The organism is Candidatus Thiothrix putei, from assembly GCA_029972225.1.
GTDB lineage: Bacteria > Pseudomonadota > Gammaproteobacteria > Thiotrichales > Thiotrichaceae > Thiothrix > Thiothrix putei.
The window spans coordinates 445083-465832 of the sequence record CP124756.1 but is presented as its reverse complement, the minus strand read 5'-3'; the positions used below and the strand labels follow the sequence as shown (position 1 = coordinate 465832).

The 20750-nt window shown below is 51.6% G+C and carries 23 protein-coding genes and 2 pseudogenes; 12 read left to right on the top strand and 13 right to left on the bottom strand.

Annotated elements, in window-relative coordinates; all coding sequences use genetic code 11:
- Window positions 1-127: 127 nt before the first annotated feature.
- Window positions 128-1183 carry a transposase gene (locus tag QJT81_02430; protein WGZ94863.1) on the top strand — a complete coding sequence of 352 codons (1056 nt, stop codon included), beginning with the start codon at window positions 128-130 and terminating at the stop codon, window positions 1181-1183.
- A gap of 288 nt (window positions 1184-1471) precedes the next feature.
- Here QJT81_02430 and QJT81_02425 read toward each other — a convergent pair.
- Window positions 1472-2520, bottom strand: a pseudogene (locus QJT81_02425) (IS630 family transposase).
- 533 nt (window positions 2521-3053) lie between these two features.
- Between QJT81_02425 and QJT81_02420 the strand changes: the two are divergent.
- Entirely contained in the window at window positions 3054-3983 is a 930-nt protein-coding gene (locus QJT81_02420; protein ID WGZ94862.1) for a MoxR family ATPase, read from the top strand.
- Window positions 3880-4860 carry a DUF58 domain-containing protein gene (locus QJT81_02415; protein ID WGZ94861.1) on the top strand — a complete coding sequence of 327 codons (981 nt, stop codon included), beginning with the start codon at window positions 3880-3882 and terminating at the stop codon, window positions 4858-4860. Before QJT81_02420 ends, QJT81_02415 begins: the two co-directional genes overlap by 104 nt.
- Before the next feature lie 8 nt (window positions 4861-4868).
- Here the strand turns inward: QJT81_02415 and lepB are convergent, their stop codons facing one another.
- The 5 genes from lepB to QJT81_02390 form a co-directional block, all read right to left on the bottom strand.
- Window positions 4869-5648, bottom strand: coding sequence for a signal peptidase I (gene lepB, locus QJT81_02410; protein ID WGZ94860.1), 780 nt, complete (start codon window positions 5646-5648; stop codon window positions 4869-4871).
- A gap of 66 nt (window positions 5649-5714) precedes the next feature.
- Window positions 5715-5996 carry a hypothetical protein gene (locus QJT81_02405; protein ID WGZ94859.1) on the bottom strand — a complete coding sequence of 94 codons (282 nt, stop codon included), beginning with the start codon at window positions 5994-5996 and terminating at the stop codon, window positions 5715-5717.
- Complete coding sequence (locus QJT81_02400) at window positions 5947-6888, bottom strand: ISAzo13 family transposase (protein ID WGZ94858.1); 942 nt, start codon at window positions 6886-6888, stop codon at window positions 5947-5949. The genes QJT81_02405 and QJT81_02400 overlap by 50 nt, the downstream gene beginning before the upstream one ends.
- Before the next feature lie 17 nt (window positions 6889-6905).
- Entirely contained in the window at window positions 6906-7178 is a 273-nt protein-coding gene (locus QJT81_02395; protein ID WGZ94857.1) for a hypothetical protein, read from the bottom strand.
- Window positions 7179-7278: 100 nt separating this feature from the next.
- A complete protein-coding gene (locus tag QJT81_02390) occupies window positions 7279-7752 on the bottom strand; it encodes a sigma-70 family RNA polymerase sigma factor (protein ID WGZ94856.1) in 474 nt (157 codons plus the stop codon).
- 11 nt (window positions 7753-7763) lie between these two features.
- On the opposite strand from QJT81_02390, the gene QJT81_02385 reads away from it, so the two are divergent.
- The 4 genes from QJT81_02385 to QJT81_02370 all read left to right on the top strand — a co-directional run bounded on the left by QJT81_02385 (window position 7764) and on the right by QJT81_02370 (window position 9161).
- The gene (locus QJT81_02385) at window positions 7764-8018 is read left to right on the top strand and encodes a hypothetical protein (GenBank protein WGZ94855.1); all 255 of its coding nucleotides are present in this window, start codon (window positions 7764-7766) and stop codon (window positions 8016-8018) included.
- 34 nt (window positions 8019-8052) lie between these two features.
- Window positions 8053-8244, top strand: a complete 192-nt coding sequence (locus QJT81_02380; protein WGZ94854.1) for a hypothetical protein — start codon at window positions 8053-8055, stop codon at window positions 8242-8244.
- A gap of 102 nt (window positions 8245-8346) precedes the next feature.
- Window positions 8347-8676, top strand: coding sequence for a UPF0175 family protein (locus tag QJT81_02375; GenBank protein WGZ94853.1), 330 nt, complete (start codon window positions 8347-8349; stop codon window positions 8674-8676).
- On the top strand, window positions 8673-9161 hold the full coding sequence (locus tag QJT81_02370) for a hypothetical protein (protein ID WGZ94852.1): 489 nt from the start codon (window positions 8673-8675) through the stop codon (window positions 9159-9161). The genes QJT81_02375 and QJT81_02370 overlap by 4 nt, the downstream gene beginning before the upstream one ends.
- 26 nt (window positions 9162-9187) lie before the next feature.
- On the opposite strand, the pseudogene QJT81_02365 reads toward QJT81_02370, so the two are convergent.
- The 5 genes and pseudogenes from QJT81_02365 to QJT81_02345 form a co-directional block, all read right to left on the bottom strand.
- Window positions 9188-10236: pseudogene (locus QJT81_02365) on the bottom strand (IS630 family transposase).
- A 104-nt stretch (window positions 10237-10340) separates the two neighbouring features.
- Window positions 10341-11252: a DMT family transporter gene (locus tag QJT81_02360; protein ID WGZ94851.1), complete on the bottom strand. Its 912-nt coding sequence runs from the start codon at window positions 11250-11252 to the stop codon at window positions 10341-10343.
- A gap of 210 nt (window positions 11253-11462) precedes the next feature.
- A complete protein-coding gene (locus tag QJT81_02355; GenBank protein ID WGZ96443.1) occupies window positions 11463-12026 on the bottom strand; it encodes a DNA-3-methyladenine glycosylase I in 564 nt (187 codons plus the stop codon).
- Between the two features lie 40 nt (window positions 12027-12066).
- Entirely contained in the window at window positions 12067-12282 is a 216-nt protein-coding gene (locus QJT81_02350; GenBank protein WGZ94850.1) for a helix-turn-helix transcriptional regulator, read from the bottom strand.
- Window positions 12283-12287: 5 nt separating this feature from the next.
- Window positions 12288-12818 (bottom strand): hypothetical protein, encoded by a 531-nt coding sequence (locus tag QJT81_02345; GenBank protein WGZ94849.1) that lies wholly within the window; start codon window positions 12816-12818, stop codon window positions 12288-12290.
- Between the two features lie 76 nt (window positions 12819-12894).
- On the opposite strand from QJT81_02345, the gene QJT81_02340 reads away from it, so the two are divergent.
- The 5 genes from QJT81_02340 to QJT81_02320 are packed head-to-tail and all read left to right on the top strand — an operon-like array spanning window position 12895 to window position 19724.
- A complete protein-coding gene (locus QJT81_02340) occupies window positions 12895-13479 on the top strand; it encodes a hypothetical protein (protein WGZ94848.1) in 585 nt (194 codons plus the stop codon).
- 52 nt (window positions 13480-13531) lie between these two features.
- Window positions 13532-15223, top strand: coding sequence for an AAA family ATPase (locus QJT81_02335; protein ID WGZ94847.1), 1692 nt, complete (start codon window positions 13532-13534; stop codon window positions 15221-15223).
- Window positions 15224-15281: 58 nt separating this feature from the next.
- Entirely contained in the window at window positions 15282-16973 is a 1692-nt protein-coding gene (locus QJT81_02330) for an AAA family ATPase (GenBank protein WGZ94846.1), read from the top strand.
- A gap of 58 nt (window positions 16974-17031) precedes the next feature.
- A complete protein-coding gene (locus QJT81_02325) occupies window positions 17032-18741 on the top strand; it encodes an AAA family ATPase (protein ID WGZ94845.1) in 1710 nt (569 codons plus the stop codon).
- Window positions 18738-19724 carry an NAD(P)-dependent alcohol dehydrogenase gene (locus QJT81_02320; protein WGZ94844.1) on the top strand — a complete coding sequence of 329 codons (987 nt, stop codon included), beginning with the start codon at window positions 18738-18740 and terminating at the stop codon, window positions 19722-19724. Before QJT81_02325 ends, QJT81_02320 begins: the two co-directional genes overlap by 4 nt.
- Here QJT81_02320 and alkB read toward each other — a convergent pair.
- Both alkB and QJT81_02310 read right to left on the bottom strand, forming a co-directional pair.
- Window positions 19696-20343, bottom strand: a complete 648-nt coding sequence (gene alkB, locus QJT81_02315; protein ID WGZ94843.1) for a DNA oxidative demethylase AlkB — start codon at window positions 20341-20343, stop codon at window positions 19696-19698. The genes QJT81_02320 and alkB overlap by 29 nt on opposite strands.
- Window positions 20344-20422: 79 nt before the next feature.
- On the bottom strand, window positions 20423-20647 hold the full coding sequence (locus QJT81_02310; protein ID WGZ94842.1) for a hypothetical protein: 225 nt from the start codon (window positions 20645-20647) through the stop codon (window positions 20423-20425).
- Window positions 20648-20750: the final 103 nt, after the last annotated feature.

Below are 20750 nucleotides of genomic sequence, written 5' to 3'. Positions count from 1 at the left end.
TTTCATTTGAGCCACTTGCAAAATTACATTTTCAGCGTGAACCTTCCTTCATCTGAAGGAAAAAAGAAGTGTGGGCTGCCGTTTTCGGCGATAATAGAAGCATCAAAACAACCATTAAGCCCACGCTATGAATTCTACCGAACGCGCCCTGATTGCACAACGCTGGAGTTTGCTGCAAATTGAAATACTGCCTTGCTTCAATGATGCCTTTGGCACATTGACCCCCAAGCTTGAAAAGCTCATTCACGTACTGGAGCTGACGCGCATTGAAGATTTTGTGCGCTCTTTTCGTGATGGGTCTGGACGGCCAGCGACGGAGCGATCTTGGTTTGCCAATGCTTTTGTCGCCAAAAGCGTGCTCAATATTGTCAATACGCGAGCACTCATTGACCGGCTGCAAAACGATCGCTCCCTGCGACGCATCTGCGGGTTTCCCCTGACCAAGAAACTGCCTTCCGAATCCACCTTTTCACGTGCCTTCGCTGAATTTGCTGAACAGCGTTTAGCGGAACGTGTGCATGAAACGTTGGTGAAAACGTATTTGGGCGATGCGCTGATCGGCCACCTGTGTCGGGATTCAACAGCCATTGAGGCACGTGAACGGCCTGTTGCCGAGGAAAAGCCAAAGAAAAAACAAGGGCAAACACGGATTCAGCGCCAACGGGAACAGTCACTTCAGCAAGCACTCGATGAGATACCGGTTCAGTGTAACCGGGGGACGAAGAAGAATGCCCAAGGCTACAAGCACAGTTGGAACGGCTACAAACTGCATATCGATACCGCCGATTGTGGTGTCCCGATAGCAGCCATTCTGTCTTCCGCCTCCTTTCACGACAGCGGGGCAGCCATCCCACTCTCTCAAATCAGTGCCCAACGTGTCACCAGTCTCTACGACCTGATGGATGCGGCCTATTGCAGTGCTGATTTGCACGAATACAGCCGTCATCTGGGGCATGTCCCTCTGATTGATCACAATCCTCGCGGCGGACAGAAAGAAGCGTTTGAACCTGCTGATGCCGAGCGTTACAAAATTCGCAGCACCGTAGAACGAACCAATGCCCGCCTGAAGGATGAATTTGGTGGTCGGAATGTGTGGGTGCAAGGTGCGCAAAAAGTTTACAGCCACTTGATGTTTGGGATTTTGGTGTTGAGTGCTGATCAACTGATGCGTGTCTTGTTATAAAGCGACTGGGTTTGAAAAAACACGGGAAGACTGACTGAAAAACAGGAGCAGTCGCATCGGTATGGGTGAAATTTAGCAAAAGTTACGGTAAAACTGAAAAAGCTCAGGTTTCGTTGGTCAAATTGAGTAAAAAATCGGCTGAATATGCGGCGTTCGGTCAATGCTGAAAATTGAGCAACTCAGTTTGTCGGATTTTGCAAGTCGCTCATTTATTTCATCTCCCCATGTAGTGCCAACATCAATTGCTTGGTCATCCCATAGTTTGAGTTTGTTTTGCCGTACTATACCTTACAGCGTCAAGACCTGAACATTTTTAAAGGTTTGAAAATTTGTTGTCATCAACTGGGTCAGTTCTTTCTTGTGATCGGTATCCAGCTTGTCGAGACAGTTGGTGATGGCCGCCTTGAAAGCGGGAAACTTATCATAGTATTTCGAGTACAAGCATTTTTTCTTGACGAACTTCCACAACCGTTCAATCAGATTGAGGTTGGGTGAATAGGTCGGTAAAAATAATAGTTCAATATTGAGCCTTTTCGCACAGGCAAACACGGCTTCACAGCGTTGATACTTGGCATTATCCAAGACCAAAGTGATCGGTATTTTGAGTGCTAACGCTGCAATTTTTTCCAATAATTCACACACGCTGTTAGCGTTGATATAGGAGTCGTTAGTGATCGTGATGAGTTGTAGCGTTATCGCATTGAGTGCGCCCAATACGTTGTAGCGTTGTCGACCACAGGGGGCTTTGATGAATACGCGGGAAAATGACCACAAAAACCCCAGAAACGGTGCTAACACGAAGTGGGCGGCATCGACAAAAAAAGGGCGCGTTTGCCCTCCTTAGCCTCCTGAATGCGCGGTTTTAGTTCATTTTCCAGGAACTTTTCTTGTGCTTCCACATCAGCTTTGGCGGGTATCATCCCCACTTTACGGATGTCCATCCCTATTTTCTTCATAAAGACACGTACCCTGTCCTCACTGCGTTTGATGCCTGTCAGCTCCTCAATCTTAGCGGCTGCCGCCTTGCTGGTTGCGGGGGGATATTCACGAAAATAGGCTTCAATCTTGTCTTTATATGCCATCAAATCACTCTGTGGTTTATTGAATCGTATTTCTTTAAGAGCTTCTAAACCGTTAGGTTGTAGGTAGGCGTTTAGGTAGGCAAGCAGCGTGGCTTCTGTAATCCTTTCCAATCGTTTGATTTCCTTATGCGTCAACTGTTGGGATTTCAGGTACAGCACGGACATTTTCTTACGGACTCTGGGATGAGGATGGCGCTCCTTCCAGTAGAACAGCTCCGCTATCTCATCCTCAGTGAAAGTGATTTTTAATGTCATACATTACTCATGGCTGCTTTTGTTACCAGTCATCTAACCATATTTCCCTGATCAAAAAAACTATTTTATGGCACGGACTGGTATAGTCCGAGTATTATTCTCGGATTTCTCAAAACCTTTGAACAGATCAGACAGATTCGATAGAAACTTGATGCCTTTCATGCCCTGCCCCCCCAAAAACCTGACGTGCAAAGCCCAGCCGTTCCGTACCCGGAAAATACAGATGTGTCGAAATCCAGCCCTGTAATCCCTACCAAAATCATCAGTAATGCCCGCTTATTGATCATTTAAGTTGATAGTACCTTGTAATGACCACCTGCTTCAACTGCTAAGCCTAACGCTACCAACGCATCCACCACTGGCTGCCCCCCCCCTTCACCAGCTACCCCATTATCAACAATGCAGGGAATTTAACCTAAACGGGGTTTCTTCGCCACCCAGTAAAAGCAGCCCGTCGCCTCCCCATAGGCAAGCCATAGCCCTTCCTGTAAAGTCCTCCCCAAACCCCAATCAATAACAATAACGGACACACCATGACAACCGCAGCCCCCCAATTGATTCAGGCTACGCTTGCGCAATTGAACAAGGTCATCCACGGCAAGGAACAGCAGATACAACTCGCCCTCACCTGCTTACTCGCAAATGGTCATTTGCTATTGGAAGACTTACCCGGTATGGGTAAAACCACCCTCGCCCACGCACTAGCGCAGGTGTGCGGCCTAGAATACAAGCGGGTGCAATTCACCAGTGACTTGCTGCCAGCCGATTTGATTGGTGCAACGATTTTCGAGACGCAGGCAGGCAGATTCCGGTTTCACCCCGGCCCGGTCTTCAGCCAAGTCTTCCTTGCCGACGAACTGAACCGCGCTACCCCCAAAGCACAAAGCGCCTTGCTGGAAGCCATGGAAGAGCGCCAAGTGAGCGTGGATGGCACCACCCATACCTTGCCCTCCCCCTTTTTCGTGATTGCCACCCAAAACCCGCAAAGCCAGTCGGGAACCTTCCCGCTGCCAGAATCGCAGCTTGACCGTTTCCTGATTCGTCTCTCTTTAGGCTACCCTGAACCTGCGGCAGAACGTGAGTTATTGAAAGGACGTAACGGGCGGGTGTTACTCGCCAGTATGCAGCAAGTGTTAAACGAATCCCGCCTGAAAGCCCTGCAATCACTCGTCCCGCAAGTGAAAATGACCGACACCCTGCTGGATTACGTGCAACGCCTGATTGCCTACACCCGCCAAACCGACGTGTGCCATTTAGGGTTATCGCCGCGTGGTTCACTGGCATTGGTTAAAGCAGCGCAAGCCTGGGCGTTGCTGCAAGGGCGCGGGCATGTGTTACCGGAAGATGTGCAGGCGGTGTTTGCTGCCGTGGTCGGGCATCGCCTTGTCGGGCGGCAAGAAGCGCAAGGCGAACCCTTGGCGCGGCACATCCTCAGCAAAGTGGATGTCGTCGGGCGTGGATAAGATTTTCATTCTCCCCAGCAAAACCGCACTGGGGTTGTTAGCAGTCGTGGCCTTGCTATTCTTGTTGGGGATCAATTTCCAAAACTCACTGGTGTACATCATCAGCTTTTGGCTGCTGGCCTTGCTGTTGCTGAATATCTTTTACACTTGGCGTAATTTAGCTGGGCTGTCCGTTACCGTTATTGGCATTGAGCCGTGTTTTGCGGGGGAAAATGCGGTATTGGAAGTGGCACTCAGCCGCCCCGCGCAGCAAGCCAAATACGCGCTGGAATTGGACTGGGAAGGCGAAAGCCAAGTACAGGTAAATCTGATTACCACCCAAGTCCAACGGGTAAAACTCTCACATAGCACCCAAGGGCGCGGGTATTTCAAACCGCCACGCCTGCGTATTACCAGCCGTTACCCCACCGGTCTGGCGGTAACATGGTCGTATGTGTCTCTGGATGCACAAGGTTTGGTCTACCCCGCACCAATAGAAAAGGCGTTCCAAACCAACGGCACTGCCCCTAATGAAGCAACCGACACGGGGTTGGAAATCATGGGTGGCACGAACGATTTCGGTGGGGTGCGTGATTACCAGTATGGCGATGCCCCGAAACGCATTCATTGGGCTAAGTTTGCCCAGACCGGCAAGCTTTACACCAAGACGTTTGTGGATTATGCCAGCCATGACCTATGGCTGGACTGGGATAGTTTGCCGATGCCGGGGGTAGAAGTACGTTTGTCACACTTGTGCCGCAAGGTGCTGGAATGCCATCAGGAACAGTGCCAATACGGTTTGAAGCTGCCCGGCAAGGTGCTTGCTCCCAGTAAGGGTGAGGCGCACAAGGCACAGTGCTTGCAGGCATTGGCACTATTTGGGATGTCAGCGGCCTGAACGTTGCCTCACTCCAGCACCTTCCCCAAACGCTCCCAACGTATTGCGCCATCGCCATACGAAAACCAGATTTGCCGCGCCTTGCCCACCACATCTTGCAACGGCACGGTGCCGAAATCGCGGGAATCTTTGCTGGCAGCGCGATTATCGCCCATCACAAACACCTCCCCCGCTGGCACGGTGATTTCGCCGCCATCGACCTTCATCACATCCCCCGGCAAGCCCACAATACACTTGATGTAATGCAGGGTGCGGTCATTCGGGTACACAAAAATCGCAATATCACCGCGTTGCACCGCTGTAAGACCGGGGCGGTTATACCGTTTGTCGGCAAACAGAATATCCCCCGCCAGCACCGCAGGCTGCATACTCGCCGACGGCACACGAAACGATTCCACCAAATGCGTGCGCACAAAATCGGTTAGGAACGGCAAGGCAATGCCACTGCACACCAACCACACCAGCGCGTACAAACTGCCGCGTTGCCAGGGTTTCAGCACGTAAGCCTGCAAACACCGCGCGGTGCGAAACGCATCCACTACGCTATAGCCCCACAGCCCCAACAAGGTCAGCAAACTCAGCAACAGCGTCGGAAACGTCCAACTCGCAGGCAAATACAGCGCAATCACCGCAATGCCAGGAATCACCAGCAGCGCAAAGCCCAGAAACAGCCACGTTGCCTTATTCCACTCACCGTTATAAAGCTGCCCAAAACCGGGCAGGATGAAGGACATGAACGCCGCAAACCACGGCTGGCGGCGTTGATACGTTAAGGTTTCAGGTTGCATGGAAAGCTCCAAAGTTATGATTCATGCTGAGTTATACCGCCGAGCGCGGCAACGGTTACACGGCATTTACCCCGCCGCACTCACCATCCAGATGCCGAACACAAAGCCCAGCACTTGCCCAATACCTGCCAATGCGCCACCTGCCAACGCTAACCATTGCAACCATTCCAAGGGCTGGCTGCCTTGCGCGGGCAAGGGTAAATACGCGATGCGCTGCATCACCCGCTCGCTGAAACCGTGCGGCACATCCAGCGGCTCGATTTGCAGTAAGGAACTGTCCCGAAATAACTTCCCGAAATCAGGGGGACTGAGGGACAGCGGAGTAGTTCCATTTTGGCAGGAAGTCATCGAACTGGATGGTCATGTTATCCTTGAACGCTTGGGTATACTTGCGCCCGGTTTCAAAAACTTTACTGATGATGCGGACAGCGACCTTCAAGCCAGTGGTGGTTTCCGTTTTTGCCATGTAGTGTTTGGCGGTTTCGACCGTTTCCAACGGCACACCCCGGCAGGCACGGGTCACATGGGGGAACAGTCGGTGTTCAATCGGGTTGTATTTGGAGCAATAGGGCGGGTAGTGGGCGATGCGTATTGTCAGGTTCAGGCTGTCCGCCAATGCCTGCAAGTCTTGCTTGAACAGGTACGCAGAGGAACTGTTGCTGCCACCACCGTCACATAAGACCAACAGCTCGTCAGCTTCGGGGTAGTTGGGTTTCCCTTGCTCACGCCACCATAAGCCAAGGCTTTCGCAGGCAAACTCGGTGGTGTCGTGGCTGGTGTTCAGGTGCAGTGCCGCTTCGTTGCGGGCAAGGTCGTAGATGCCGTGGGGGATCACCTGACCATTGCCATAGCTGGGGAAGTCATGGTCATTGACCTCCGTGGGTTCGACGGCATCCGTTACCCCTTCACGGTAAAAGTTGCCCAGCAGTTCCTTCTTTTTGGTGTCAATGCTGATCACGGGTTTGCCTGCTTGCAGGTAGGTTTGTTTGAGTTGGGCAATCTTTTCAAACTGGGCATTACGGTCAGCGTGTTGCCCCATGGTGCGTTTCTTCTGGGGCTTGCGGCGGCGGTAGCCGTGCTCCCGTAATAGGCGCGACACCACGTTTTTCCCAGCCGATGTCCCCAATGCCTGCATCCGCCGGGCAATCTGCCGACGTGACAGGTTCGTCCATTTCACCGCCTCCCGCATGGGGTCGCCTGCCGTATGATCCTTTAAAACTTGGCGAAAATGCTCATCCAATTGCAGGTGCGTAGCGTTCAGCCGTTTGCGCCCGCCCCTTTTTTTCGCTGCCTTACGGTGGGCAAGCCATCTTCCGATTCCAACTCCGTCAACCCGTGGCGGATGGTTTTGGGGTCACAGTCCAATAACCGGGAAATGTAGTCCTGCCCCCCGTGCCCAAGCCGGACGGCTTCCACGGCGGCGTAGCGGCGGCGGTCACGCTCATTGAGCGATTGGTAGAACCGCTGCATTTGTTTTTCTATGGCTGATGGGTAAACATCCATTGGCTCATCCTCGGTGTTGATTGGCATTACAAGGGGCTATCTTCCCCCTTTCGCTGTTAGCAGAAAAGAGGGAAGTTATTTCGGGACAGTTCCTAAGCGTTCCAAGGGATCGTCGTGTTGTGCCATATCAAGCTCCTAGCCAGTGGCGTAATTGTTCGCGGGCGCGATGCAAACGGGTTTTGACTGCACCGACGCTACAGCCTTCGATGTGGGCAATCGCCTGCATATCCAAACCCTGACTGTATGCCAAGGCTAACAGGCTGCGCTCTCGCGGCGGCAAGCGTTTGAGGGCGGCTTGCAAGCGGCGTTGCTGCTCGTGTTGTTCGGTGTGTTCCAGCGGGGTGGCGTCGTGGCTGGCAACGTCGGGTGGGTCTTCACCCCAGTGTGTTTCCAGCCGATTGCCTGCACGTTCCAGCTCGTTTAATGCCAAACGGCGGGCGATGGTGAAGAGCCATGTGGAAAATTCAGCGCGGTGCGCGTCGTATTGCCCCAAATGCTGCCATGCGCGGATGAAGGTTTCCTGTGCCAAATCTTCCGCCTGTGCCTGAGAAAATCCCATGCGCCCCAAATAGCTGAACAGCGGGCGCTGATAGCGTTCCACCAGCGGCGCGAATGCCTGCCGATTGCCCTTGGCGATGTGCTGGAGGAGAGTTTGAAGGGCGTGTTGTTTACACTTTTGATAAGCTGGCTACCCAGTTATATGGGTGTGTGAATGCCCTCAGCATTCCCGCAGTGGGCGTGGCAGGTGTTTCGACGATCAATATTATCAATCGCGAATACCCTGAACTGTTTAAGCATTTGATGCGGGAACGTTCAGAACTGTTGTTGCAGATGACGCACATCTTCCATAGCTTGGTAGTTGTCTGATCCGCAAACCTGTGCTCGGTTTACCTCCCCCTTTTTGCCAAGCCTGAATGACACCGAAATCACGGTTTTGCGCTATGCGGCGTCGGGCAAGCCCTTCAAAAATATTCAGGATCATACGGGGATTTCGTATCGCTATGCCTCCAATGTGTTGGATAAGCTGCGCGATAAGTTTGGGGGGATTAATCGGGATAGATTGCTCTATTTGGCAGGATTTTTACGATTATAAAACGTCCCTGTCATGCCTACGTTGCTTAAGCCAGTTGTTTCACTGGCAGCACCCCCATGTTATACTCAAGTACTCCGTAACGTTAGTACAAGGTGATTCACAATGAACGTCATCGGCATCAAGGAATTACAAACCAACCCCGGCAAGTTGAGCCATTTACTGCAAAATAATGAGTACATGCTCATCACCCGACGCGGCGAACCGTTGGGTGTCGCCCTGCCATTCACCCACCAACTCATGGAAAACGGGCTGAAAAACTGGATGGCGCTCAAAGCCTTTCAAAGTGGTGATTTGAGCCTTGGGCAATTAGGCAAAGTGCTGGGGAAAACCAAACACGCTACCTTAGAGTTACTCGGTGAACTCAATATCCCCTTTGCCGACTACGATTTACAGGAAGACCTGCAAACACTGGATGAGCTATTTGCCGCATGAAATCCGTGATTGTCAGCGATACCACCAGCCTGATTGTGTTGGAAAAATTGGCATCATTAGGGTTGTTATGCAAGCTGTTTGAACAAATTCTGATACCTGCCGTGGTATTGGCAGAATTACAGGCGGGTTCGCCCAACATCACCGCACTGCTAGAGCGTTTACCCTGCTTTACCATCGTGGATGTGCCAGCGTCAAAACGCCTTGCCGCTCTCCTGCTATTGTTAGATGCAGGTGAAGCAAACGCTATCGAACTGGCTACCAGCCTTAACCTGCCCTTGATTATCGACGAACGCAAAGGTCGCCAGATTGCCAAACAGTTCGGCATTCGCATCACGGGATTTGCGGGATTGCTGATACAGGCAAACCGCAGCAAACTCGTGGATACCCACACTGCGCTGGCGATGCTGGATCAGGCAGTTGCTAATGGGTTAAGGCTTGCGCCATCGCTCCAGCAACAGGTACGGGATGTGTTGCATCAGTCCTAGCGAATTATCACCTGACAGGGTATACCTTACAGCGTCAAGACCTGAACATTTTTAAAGGTTTGAAAATTTGTTGTCATCAACTGGGTCAGTTCTTTCTTGTGATCGGTATCCAGCTTGTCGAGACAGTTGGTGATGGCCGCCTTGAAAGCGGGAAACTTATCATAGTATTTCGAGTACAAGCATTTTTTCTTGACGAACTTCCACAACCGTTCAATCAGATTGAGGTTGGGTGAATAGGTCGGTAAAAATAATAGTTCAATATTGAGCCTTTTCGCACAGGCAAACACGGCTTCACAGCGTTGATACTTGGCATTATCCAAGACCAAAGTGATCGGTATTTTGAGTGCTAACGCTGCAATTTTTTCCAATAATTCACACACGCTGTTAGCGTTGATATAGGAGTCGTTAGTGATCGTGATGAGTTGTAGCGTTATCGCATTGAGTGCGCCCAATACGTTGTAGCGTTGTCGACCACAGGGGGCTTTGATGAATACGCGGGAAAATGACCACAAAAACCCCAGAAACGGTGCTAACACGAAGTGGGCGGCATCGACAAAAAAAGGGCGCGTTTGCCCTCCTTAGCCTCCTGAATGCGCGGTTTTAGTTCATTTTCCAGGAACTTTTCTTGTGCTTCCACATCAGCTTTGGCGGGTATCATCCCCACTTTATGGATGTCCATCCCTATTTTCTTCATAAAGACACGTACCCTGTCCTCACTGCGTTTGATGCCTGTCAGCTCCTCAATCTTAGCGGCTGCCGCCTTGCTGGTTGCGGGGGGATATTCACGAAAATAGGCTTCAATCTTGTCTTTATATGCCATCAAATCACTCTGTGGTTTATTGAATCGTATTTCTTTAAGAGCTTCTAAACCGTTAGGTTGTAGGTAGGCGTTTAGGTAGGCAAGCAGCGTGGCTTCTGTAATCCTTTCCAATCGTTTGATTTCCTTATGCGTCAACTGTTGGGATTTCAGGTACAGCACGGACATTTTCTTACGGACTCTGGGATGAGGATGGCGCTCCTTCCAGTAGAACAGCTCCGCTATCTCATCCTCAGTGAAAGTGATTTTTAATGTCATACATTACTCATGGCTGCTTTTGTTACCAGTCATCTAACCATATTTCCCTGATCAAAAAAACTATTTTATGGCACGGACTGGTATAATTCGCTAGGACAACACACTCATTTCTTCCCCAACAACCCCACGCCTGCCATTACCAGCAGCATCCCCGCCAAGTGAAACCAGCCAAACGGCTCGCCCAGTAACGCCACTGCCAGCAAAATCGTGATGACCGGCCCGGCTGTCCCCACGATGCTGGTACGTGCCGCCCCAATCCGCGCAATCGCTTCGCTGACCATGAAACTCGGCAACACGGTGCTGAAAATCCCCAGCAGCACGGCATAACCCCACGCAGTCGGGCTAATCCACAAATCCTCAACCTGATGGGTCAACAGGAAATGGATGCACACAAACACCGTCGATACCAACATCGCCAAACTGGTGAACAAACGGCTGCCGAGCCTGCCGATCAGCCGCTTGCTCCACACCACGTAAAACGCAAAGGATAACGCCGACATCGCCACCAACATGACGCCAAAACTGACATCACTACCGCCGAAGGTCGCCTCGTGCCAATACAGCACCATCACCCCGCTGTAGGTCAATACCAATGCCAACAAAACGCGCAGCGTAATCACTTCGCGCAACCACAACCAACCCAACACCGTCGTCATAATCGGGTAGGTATACAGCGTCAGGCGTTCCAGTTGCGCCGACACGTAGTTCAAACCCTGCATATCCAGCCACGATGACAAGTAATAGCCCATGAAACCCAGCCCCATAATGGCGACAAATTCCAACGGCAACGGCTTCACCGTGCGGGGTTCGCGCAACAACCAAGCCAGCATCACCGCATAAAACGGCAGCGCAACCAGCATCCGCAACGTTAGCAAGGTCGTGGTATCGACCCCTTGCGCGTAAGCCAGCTTGATGAAAATGGATTTGAGTGCGAACAACGCCGTGCCGCCCACTGCCAGCATCCAGCCTGAGCGGAAATAGTGTGGGGTGGTGGTGGCGTTGGGTATTTCCCGCATGATTGTCTCCAAAGAGTGCTGCGGGATTAAGCATCATTAACTGGGGGAATCCCGCAGCTAATGAAAAAAGGCAAAAACTAGCTGCTCCGCGTGTATTAGCAGAGTGTTAGCCAGCGATAGGCGTGAGTGAAAAACGTAGTGACGGTGTTCATGGTTGGCACTATACAGGGAAATTTTTCATGGGGCAAGGGGGCTGCCAATGATGCCCATTTAAGGCTCCTCGTTGCGTCGGAAGCAATCGAGCATGTGGTCATTCACCATCCCCGTCGCTTGCATAAACGCATAACACACGGTCGAACCCATGAATTTGAAGCCGCGCTTTTTCAAATCCTTGCTCATCGCATCCGATTCCGGGGTAGTGGCGGTGTATTCTGCCAAGGTTTTCCGATGGTTGACGATGGGTTTGCCGCCAACAAACTGCCACATATACGTGTCAAAACTGCCGAATTCTGCCTGCACTGCCAGAAAGCGTTGCGCGTTATTGATGGTAGCCAACACTTTCAGGCGATTGCGGATGATTCCGGCATTGCCGAGCAATTCCTCGACTTTGGCAGCGTCGTAAAGCGCGATTTTTTCCGGGTCGAAATCATCAAAGGCTTGCCGGTAATTGTCGCGCTTGCGCAGGATGGTGTACCAACTCAAGCCTGCTTGCGCCGATTCCAGCACGATGAACTCGAACAATTTGTGGTCATCGTGGACGGGTACGCCCCATTCTTCGTCGTGGTAGGCGACGTAATCGGGTTTGCTCAAGTCTACCCATGCGCAACGGCACAGGGTGGTGTCAGGTGTAACAGCATTCACGGTGGTATTCCTTTTACTCTACGGTTTCAGACTCAAACGCCAAAATATCCCCCGGCTGGCACTGCAACACTTCGCAAATCTTCGCCAGCGTATCAAAGCGGATGCCTTTCACCTTACCCGATTTGAGCAGGGACACATTCTGTTCGGTAATGCCAATGCGTTCCGCCAGCTCTTTCGAGCGCATCTTGCGTTTGGCGAGCATCACATCAAGGTTCACAATTATAGGCATGGAGGTCACACAATCTGGCGGTTATCGTCGGCAATCACGGCGGCGGCTTGCAGGGCATGGGCAAGCATCAGCATTAACGCCCCGATTAACACCACCAGCACATCATTCATCTCAAAACTAACTGCTATCACCTGATGCCCTGCGGGATTTTCAAGCGTTAGCACCAACACCGTCAAGAGCCGCGCCAAGGGGCTGGTCACACCAAACACCACCAACATCCACGCGAAACACTGCAATTCCGTCGCAATGTCTGGGTGGAAATAATCGCGTTGCGCCAATAAGCGAAACACGCCCGCCATCGCCCAAATCCCAAAGACCATGATCAACAAGTGCAGCGTGGAAACGCCCCACCCCATCCACAGTGCAAACGGGGTCAACTGCAAAGTTTCCGTGGTCAAGGTGGCAAAATGTTTAACGACGAGTGTTTGTCCATCCGGCAGCCACCACAGCAGCGCATTGGATAAGAGCAGCAATGCCGCAATCACTTTTGCCGCCGGTGCCAGCCAATGTTTCAGGTGAGAAGTATTGAATTTCATAGTAACCTCATTTCATGTTGCATGAAAAAATATTACTGTATTACAATAATTTTTTCAACCAAAACGGTATTAAACTATGAAGCAACTCCTCCCCATCGCCGCCGCCGTCATGCTGGGCGCATGTACGTCCATCCCCGTCAAAACGCTCTACAAACTCGCCACCGCTGACCTGATGACGGTTGACCCCAGCATTTTACGGGTTGCCGCACAAATGCCGGATTGGGTTGCGCCACAACCGGATGGTGTCAAGCTGGAACTCGGCATGAAACGCGAGGGTGAAACACCCATTAACGAACGTTTCAACCTCGAAGCAGTACCTCTGGCACTGGAAGGCAAAACACTCGCCGATGCCACCAAACCGGGCTATACCCTGTATGCGTACCGACTTGCACCGGCGGATATTCCGCGCCTGCAACACTTCCGCGACACGTTGAAGGCGAAAAAAGCCGATGGTGGCAAGAAACCGGAAGCCTCAATGGGTGTCGGGGTGGATGCGTGCCGCAAGACTGAACTGCCCGCAGGCAAAATCCCCGCCACCACGTTCCTGCAACTGGACAGGGAATCGGGCTATCTGCCCTTGTTGGTCAATTACGATTTGCGCCAAAAAGTGGAAGGCAAGGAATTGGCGACCCTGATTCCGCCGTGTACCACTCACCCTTGAAGGGGCTGGCTTATGCTAAACTCCCTCTATCAATCCGAAGGATAATAACGGCATGAAAATCCCCTACGGCGAAAGCAATTTCAAAAAAGTCATGACGGACGGTTTTGTCTACATCGACAAAACCCACTACATCACAACCTTGGAAACCATCGGCAGCCACTTGTTTCTGCTGCGTCCACGCCGTTTTGGTAAAAGCCTGTTTCTGTCGATGCTCGAATATTATTACGACGTGGCGTATCGGGATGAATTCGCTACCCTGTTTGGTCGGTTGGCTATTGGGCAAAATCCCACCCCGTTGCACAACAGCTATCAGGTGCTGTTTATGGATTTCAGCGGCATTGATACCGATGCAGGGCATGATGCCATTTTGCAACGTATCAATGACAAACTGGACACTTACCTCCTGAGTTTTTTGCTGCGGTATGGTCACGCGACCGAAATACAAACCAAGGTCACTGAAAAAAACTCTCCCGCAGCCAAGATGGAATATTTCATGGATGCGATGTCCGGGCAAAAGCTGTTGCTGCTGATCGACGAATACGACCATTTTGCTAACAGCATTCTGGCTGCTGATATGAAACTGTTCTTGCGGGTCATGGGCAAAGGCGGCTTTGTGCGCAGCTTTTACGAAACGCTCAAAACCGCCACGCAACGCGGCACGCTGGATCGGCTGTTCGTCACCGGCGTTACCCCCATTATGCTGGATAGCATGACCAGCGGTTTTAATATCGGGCAAAATCTCTCGCTGCATGAAGGTTTCAACGAAGCGATTGGTTTTACCAAAACGGAAGTCAGCAATTTGCTGCAACCGTTGGCAGACAGTTGCCCGGTGGCGTTGGAACAGTTACTGGCGGACGTCACCCGCTGGTACAACGGCTACCGTTTCAACATCAAAGCCCCTGAAACGGTCTACAACGCCAATATGGTGCTGTATTTCGTGAAGAATTTTGATCTGCGCAACTGTGAATACCCCGACCCAATGATGGATGAAAACATTGCCTCCGATTACGGCAAAATCATGGGCATGTTCAGCATTGGCAACCGCGACGTGAATTTTGCGGTGCTGGATGAGCTGATCAATACCGAGGCAGTGACCGCATTGCAACGCCGTAAGTTTGAATTCGACAAAGGTTTTGATCGTGACGATTTCATCAGCCTGCTGGCGTATATGGGCTTTGTCACGCTGGAACGCAAAACCTTGGCGGGTGAAACATTCGTCATTCCCAATTACGCCATCCGCGAGTTTTACTTCCATTATTTCAAGGTGGAACTGGAACGCCGCAACCAGATCAGCATCCCCAATCAGGCATTGCGGCTGGCGGTGGAAAAGCTGGCGCTGTACGCCAACATCCAGCCCTTGATGGATGAAATGGTGCGTGCCTTGCAACTGCTTTCCAACCGTGATGCGATGGGGATGGATGAAAAGCACGTCAAGGTGCTGCTGCTGACGCTGTTGTATCAGACACAAATCTATTTCGTGCAAAGCGAACGTGAACTCAACCGCCGTTACCCCGACATTTTGCTGCTGGAACGCAACCCCATCGCAGTGCCGCACCAGCATTTGATCGAACTGAAATACAGCAAGAAAAGCGATAAGGCAGCGGGTTGGGCAGCCAAAAAGCAGGAAGGTATCGAGCAGGTGCAAGGCTATTTGCAACTGCCGGAAATTGCTGCGCTGAAAAACCTCGTTGCATGGCTGCTGGTGACGGATGGGGAACGGGTGGAAGTGGTGACGTTCGCTTAATTATTGGCGGCACGGCTTATGCTAAACTTCCTCTATCAACCCGAAGGATAATAACGGCATGAAAATCCCCTACGGCGAAAGCAATTTCAAAACCGTCATCAGCGGTGGTTATGTTTATGTCGATAAGACTGCGACCATTACCCAGTTGGAAGAAGCAGGCAAATACCTGTTTCTGCTGCGCCCGCGCCGTTTCGGTAAAAGCCTGTTTTTGTCGATGCTCGAATATTATTACGACGTGGCGTATCGGGATGAATTCGATACCCTGTTTGGTCGCTTGGCTATTGGGCAAAATCCCACCCCGTTGCACAACAGCTATCAGGTGCTGTTTATGGATTTCAGCGGCATTGATACCGATGCAGGGCATGATGCCATTTTGCAACGTATCAATGACAAACTGGACACTTACCTCCTGAGTTTTTTGCTGCGGTATGGTCACGCGACCGAAATACAAACCAAGGTCACTGAAAAAAACTCTCCCGCAGCCAAGATGGAATATTTCATGGATGCGATGTCCGGGCAAAAGCTGTTGCTGCTGATCGACGAATACGACCATTTTGCTAACAGCATTCTGGCTGCTGATATGAAACTGTTCTTGCGGGTCATGGGCAAAGGCGGCTTTGTGCGCAGCTTCTACGAAACGCTCAAAACCGCTACACAACGCGGCACGCTGGATCGGCTGTTCGTCACCGGCGTTACCCCCATTATGCTGGATAGCATGACCAGCGGTTTCAATATCGGGCAAAATCTCTCGCTACATGAAGGTTTCAACGAAGCGATTGGTTTTACCAAAGCGGAAGTCAGCAGCCTGTTGCAACCGTTGGCAGACAGTTGCCCTGTGGCGTTGGAACAGTTGCTGGCGGACGTCACCCGCTGGTACAACGGCTACCGTTTCAACATCAAGTCCCCTGAAACGGTTTACAACACCAATATGGTGCTGTATTTCGTGAAGAATTTTGATTTACGCCGTTGTGCTTACCCCAAGCCAATGATGGATGAAAATATTGCCTCCGATTACGGCAAAATCATGGGTATGTTCAGTATTGGTAATCGTGATGAAAATTTCGCAGTGCTGGATGAGCTGATTAATCAGGGCGCAGTGCAGGCTTCACAACGCCGCAAATTTGAATTTGACAAAGGTTTTGATCGCGATGATTTCATCAGCTTACTCGCCTACATGGGCTTTGTGACCCTACAAAATGAAACCTTGGCGGGCGAAACATTCGTCATCCCCAATTACGCCATCCGCGAGTTTTACTTCCATTATTTCAAGGTGGAACTGGAGCGCCGCAACCAGATCAGCATCCCCAATCAGGCATTGCGGCTGGCGGTGGAAAAATTGGCATTGTACGCCGACATTCAGCCCTTGATGGATGAAATGGTGCGTGCCCTGCAACTGCTTTCCAACCGCGATGCAATGGGGATGGATGAAAAGCACGTCAAGGTGCTGCTGCTGACGCTGTTGTATCAGACACAAATCTATTTCGTGCAAAGCGAGCGCGAACTCAACCGCCGTTACCCCGACATTTTGCTGCTGGAACGCAACCCCATCGCAGTGCCGCACCAGCATTTGATCGAACTGAAATACAGCAAGAAAAGCGATAAGGCAGCGGGTTGGGCAGCCAAAAAGCAGGAAGGTATCGAGCAGGTGCAAGGCTATCTGCAACTGCCGGAAATTGCTGCGCTGAAAAACCTCGTCGCATGGCTGCTGGTGACGGATGGGGAACGGGTGGAAGTGGTGACGTTCGCTTAACTATTGGCGGCACGGCTTATGCTAAACTTCCTCTATCAACCCGAAGGATAATAACGGCATGAAAATCCCCTACGGCGAAAGCAATTTCAAAACCGTCATCAGCGGTGGTTATGTTTATGTCGATAAGACTGCGACCATTACCCAGTTGGAAGAAGCAGGCAAATACTTGTTTCTGCTGCGCCCGCGCCGTTTCGGTAAAAGCCTGTTTTTATCGATGCTCGAATATTATTACGACGTGGCGTATCGGGATGAATTCGATACCCTGTTTGGTCGCTTGGCTATTGGGCAAAATCCCACCCCGTTGCACAACAGCTATCAGGTGCTGTTTATGGATTTCAGCGGCATTGATACCGATGCAGGGCATGATGCCATTTTGCAACGTATCAATGACAAACTGGACACTTACCTCCTGAGTTTTTTGCTGCGGTATGGTCACGCGACCGAAATACAAACCAAGGTCACTGAAAAAAACTCTCCCGCAGCCAAGATGGAATATTTCATGGATGCGATGTCCGGGCAAAAGCTGTTGCTGCTGATCGACGAATACGACCATTTTGCTAACAGCATTCTGGCTGCTGATATGAAACTGTTCTTGCGGGTCATGGGCAAAGGCGGCTTTGTGCGCAGCTTTTACGAAACGCTCAAAACCGCCACGCAACGCGGCACGCTGGATCGGCTGTTCGTCACCGGCGTTACCCCCATTATGCTGGATAGCATGACCAGCGGTTTTAATATCGGGCAAAATCTCTCGCTGCATGAAGGTTTCAACGAAGCGATTGGTTTTACCAAAACGGAAGTCAGCAATTTGCTGCAACCGTTGGCAGACAGTTGCCCGGTGGCGTTGGAACAGTTACTGGCGGACGTCACCCGCTGGTACAACGGCTACCGTTTCAACATCAAAGCCCCTGAAACGGTCTACAACGCCAATATGGTGCTGTATTTCGTGAAGAATTTTGATCTGCGCAACTGTGAATACCCCGACCCAATGATGGATGAAAACATTGCCTCCGATTACGGCAAAATCATGGGCATGTTCAGCATTGGCAACCGCGACGTGAATTTTGCGGTGCTGGATGAGCTGATCAATACCGAGGCAGTGACCGCATTGCAACGCCGTAAGTTTGAATTCGACAAAGGTTTTGATCGTGACGATTTCATCAGCCTGCTGGCGTATATGGGCTTTGTCACGCTGGAACGCAAAACCTTGGCGGGTGAAACATTCGTCATTCCCAATTACGCCATCCGCGAGTTTTACTTCCATTATTTCAAGGTGGAACTGGAACGCCGCAACCAGATCAGCATCCCCAATCAGGCATTGCGGCTGGCGGTGGAAAAGCTGGCGCTGTACGCCAACATCCAGCCCTTGATGGATGAAATGGTGCGTGCCTTGCAACTGCTTTCCAACCGTGATGCGATGGGGATGGATGAAAAGCACGTCAAGGTGCTGCTGCTGACGCTGTTGTATCAGACACAAATCTATTTCGTGCAAAGCGAACGTGAACTCAACCGCCGTTACCCCGACATTTTGCTGCTGGAACGCAACCCCATCGCAGTGCCGCACCAGCATTTGATCGAACTGAAATACAGCAAGAAAAGCGATAAGGCAGCGGGTTGGGCAGCCAAAAAGCAGGAAGGTATCGAGCAGGTGCAAGGCTATTTGCAACTGCCGGAAATTGCTGCGCTGAAAAACCTTGTTGCATGGCTGCTGGTCACGGATGGCGAGCGAGTGGAAGTGGTCAACTTTTCATTCCCGGAAGGCAACGCATGAAAGCGATAGTGTGCAAGCAATACGGTTCCCCCGAAGTCCTGCAATGGCAGCATGTGGAAAAACCTGTTCCGAAAGACAATGAAATTCTGATCAAAATACACACCACAACGGTCACGTCAGCGGATTGCCGGGTACGCGGCCTTAATACTCCCAAAGGTTTCCGGCTGTTGATGCGTTTGGCACTGGGCATTAACCGCCCTAGACAAGCCATTTTGGGAAGCGAGCTTGCCGGGACAGTTGCCGCCATCGGTGCAAACGTCAGCCGATTTCAGGTAGGCGATCCCGTGTTTGCTTTCACCGATACCCGCATGGGCTGTTACGCAGAATACACCTGCCTGCCCGAAAAGGGCGCAATAGTACGCAAGCCCGCTAACCTCAGCTTTGCAGAGGCTGCCGCCCTGTCGTTTGGCGGAACGACTGCCTTGCACTTCCTCCGCAAAGCCAAGCTGCAAAGCGGAGACAAAATACTCATCAATGGCGCTTCCGGTGGTGTAGGCACGGCTGCGGTACAACTGGCAAAACACTTTGGCGCTGAAGTCACGGGCGTATGCAGCACCACCAATCTGGCCTTGGTGAAATCACTCGGTGTTGATCATGTAATTGATTATACGCAAGAAGATTTCACCCAGCAGAATACAACGTACCATGTCATCCTCGACACCACGGGCAACGTGTCATACGCCCACTGTAAAGCTGCACTCAAGGCCGGAGGCCGTCTTGTGCTGGTGGCAGCGAGTTTGCCGGAGATGCTGGCAATCCCGTGGGGGGCGATGACAGGCAACAAAAGGCTTATTACCGGGGTAGCATTTGGTGATGCTAAGGCATTAAGTTTTCTCGCGGATTTGGCATTGAAAGGGAAATATCGCCCGGTTATTGACCGGTGTTTTCCATTCGAGCAGATCGTAGCAGCGCATCGTTATGTGGATAGCGGGCGCAAAAAGGGCAATGTTGTTGTCACAACGCTTGCCGAAACGTCAGGTTGATACGCGCCTCACCCAGCAGCGGATGTTGCCCCGCCTTCAGTGGCGCAATGCCGTGAAACACCAACCGCGCTGCCCCGCCCCACACCACTACATCGCCGTGCAGCAATGGCACTTTCGCCGCCTTGTCATTGCGCTGCAATCCGCCCCACAAAAACGTTGCAGGCAAACCCAACGACACCGACACAATCGGCGCGGTCAGGTCGCGTTCGTCGCGATCTTGATGCAGTGCCATTTTTGCGCCCACCGGATAGCGGTTGATCAGGCAAGCATCCGGCTGGAATGCGGGGAAACCTGCCGCCAGTGCTGCGGCTTGCGCCAGGCTGCGGAAATCCGCTGGCAGCGCAGGCCACGCTTGCCCACTCAGCGGGTCGATGGTGCTGTAGCGGTAGCCTTTGCGGTCGGTGATCCAACCCGCCGTGCCGCAATTGGTCATCGCCACCGACATCGTATAGCCGCCGGGCGTTTGCATCTGCCGGAACGGGGCTTGGGCAGCAATGGCGTGGATGCCTGTCAGCAAGCGGTCGGTGTGGGCGGTGGCGTATTGGCGCAATACCAGCGCACCGGGGCTTAAGGGTTCAGTCCACGGTTCGGGCGGGGTGTTGAAGAGGTTGAGGTTCATGGGGGGATTTTAGCGGTTGGGTTAGGTTGATGCAGGTAATTTTCATAATAGAAGCTACCGATAAAAGCTCTCCATAATGCTAACCTTTGACGCTATAATCTTTGGCAATCGACTGCCAAATTGGGAAATTTTCAATGATAGACAGAGCCATTGGGGTATCTGGGTTAGCTCTCACCATTGTTTTTGGGCTTTGGAGTATTGCCCCAACAAGGTTTCCTCTAATACCTGCATGGGTAACTTTCACTGGAGTTGGATTCGGCATATTTTTGCTTGGATTAGCAATAGGATTGCTCATATCCAACAAAAGGAGTGCTTCAGAGACACAACTTTCACAGCAGCCCAATCTGATGCTATACCAGTCCGTGCCATAAAATAGTTTTTTTGATCAGGGAAATATGGTTAGATGA

What these genes read in the sequence shown, in the direction of transcription:
- QJT81_02430 (WGZ94863.1), top strand. Translation starts at nt 128, where the DNA reads ATGAATTCTACCGAACGCGCCCTGATTGCACAACGCTGGAGTTTGCTG.
- QJT81_02420 (WGZ94862.1), top strand. Translation starts at nt 3,054, where the DNA reads ATGACAACCGCAGCCCCCCAATTGATTCAGGCTACGCTTGCGCAATTG.
- lepB (WGZ94860.1), bottom strand. Translation starts at nt 5,648, where the DNA reads ATGCAACCTGAAACCTTAACGTATCAACGCCGCCAGCCGTGGTTTGCG.
- QJT81_02405 (WGZ94859.1), bottom strand. Translation starts at nt 5,996, where the DNA reads ATGACTTCCTGCCAAAATGGAACTACTCCGCTGTCCCTCAGTCCCCCT.
- QJT81_02395 (WGZ94857.1), bottom strand. Translation starts at nt 7,178, where the DNA reads ATGCCAATCAACACCGAGGATGAGCCAATGGATGTTTACCCATCAGCC.
- QJT81_02385 (WGZ94855.1), top strand. Translation starts at nt 7,764, where the DNA reads ATGCCTGCCGATTGCCCTTGGCGATGTGCTGGAGGAGAGTTTGAAGGG.
- QJT81_02375 (WGZ94853.1), top strand. Translation starts at nt 8,347, where the DNA reads ATGAACGTCATCGGCATCAAGGAATTACAAACCAACCCCGGCAAGTTG.
- QJT81_02370 (WGZ94852.1), top strand. Translation starts at nt 8,673, where the DNA reads ATGAAATCCGTGATTGTCAGCGATACCACCAGCCTGATTGTGTTGGAA.
- QJT81_02360 (WGZ94851.1), bottom strand. Translation starts at nt 11,252, where the DNA reads ATGCGGGAAATACCCAACGCCACCACCACCCCACACTATTTCCGCTCA.
- QJT81_02350 (WGZ94850.1), bottom strand. Translation starts at nt 12,282, where the DNA reads ATGCCTATAATTGTGAACCTTGATGTGATGCTCGCCAAACGCAAGATG.
- QJT81_02345 (WGZ94849.1), bottom strand. Translation starts at nt 12,818, where the DNA reads ATGAAATTCAATACTTCTCACCTGAAACATTGGCTGGCACCGGCGGCA.
- QJT81_02340 (WGZ94848.1), top strand. Translation starts at nt 12,895, where the DNA reads ATGAAGCAACTCCTCCCCATCGCCGCCGCCGTCATGCTGGGCGCATGT.
- QJT81_02335 (WGZ94847.1), top strand. Translation starts at nt 13,532, where the DNA reads ATGAAAATCCCCTACGGCGAAAGCAATTTCAAAAAAGTCATGACGGAC.
- QJT81_02330 (WGZ94846.1), top strand. Translation starts at nt 15,282, where the DNA reads ATGAAAATCCCCTACGGCGAAAGCAATTTCAAAACCGTCATCAGCGGT.
- QJT81_02325 (WGZ94845.1), top strand. Translation starts at nt 17,032, where the DNA reads ATGAAAATCCCCTACGGCGAAAGCAATTTCAAAACCGTCATCAGCGGT.
- QJT81_02320 (WGZ94844.1), top strand. Translation starts at nt 18,738, where the DNA reads ATGAAAGCGATAGTGTGCAAGCAATACGGTTCCCCCGAAGTCCTGCAA.
- alkB (WGZ94843.1), bottom strand. Translation starts at nt 20,343, where the DNA reads ATGAACCTCAACCTCTTCAACACCCCGCCCGAACCGTGGACTGAACCC.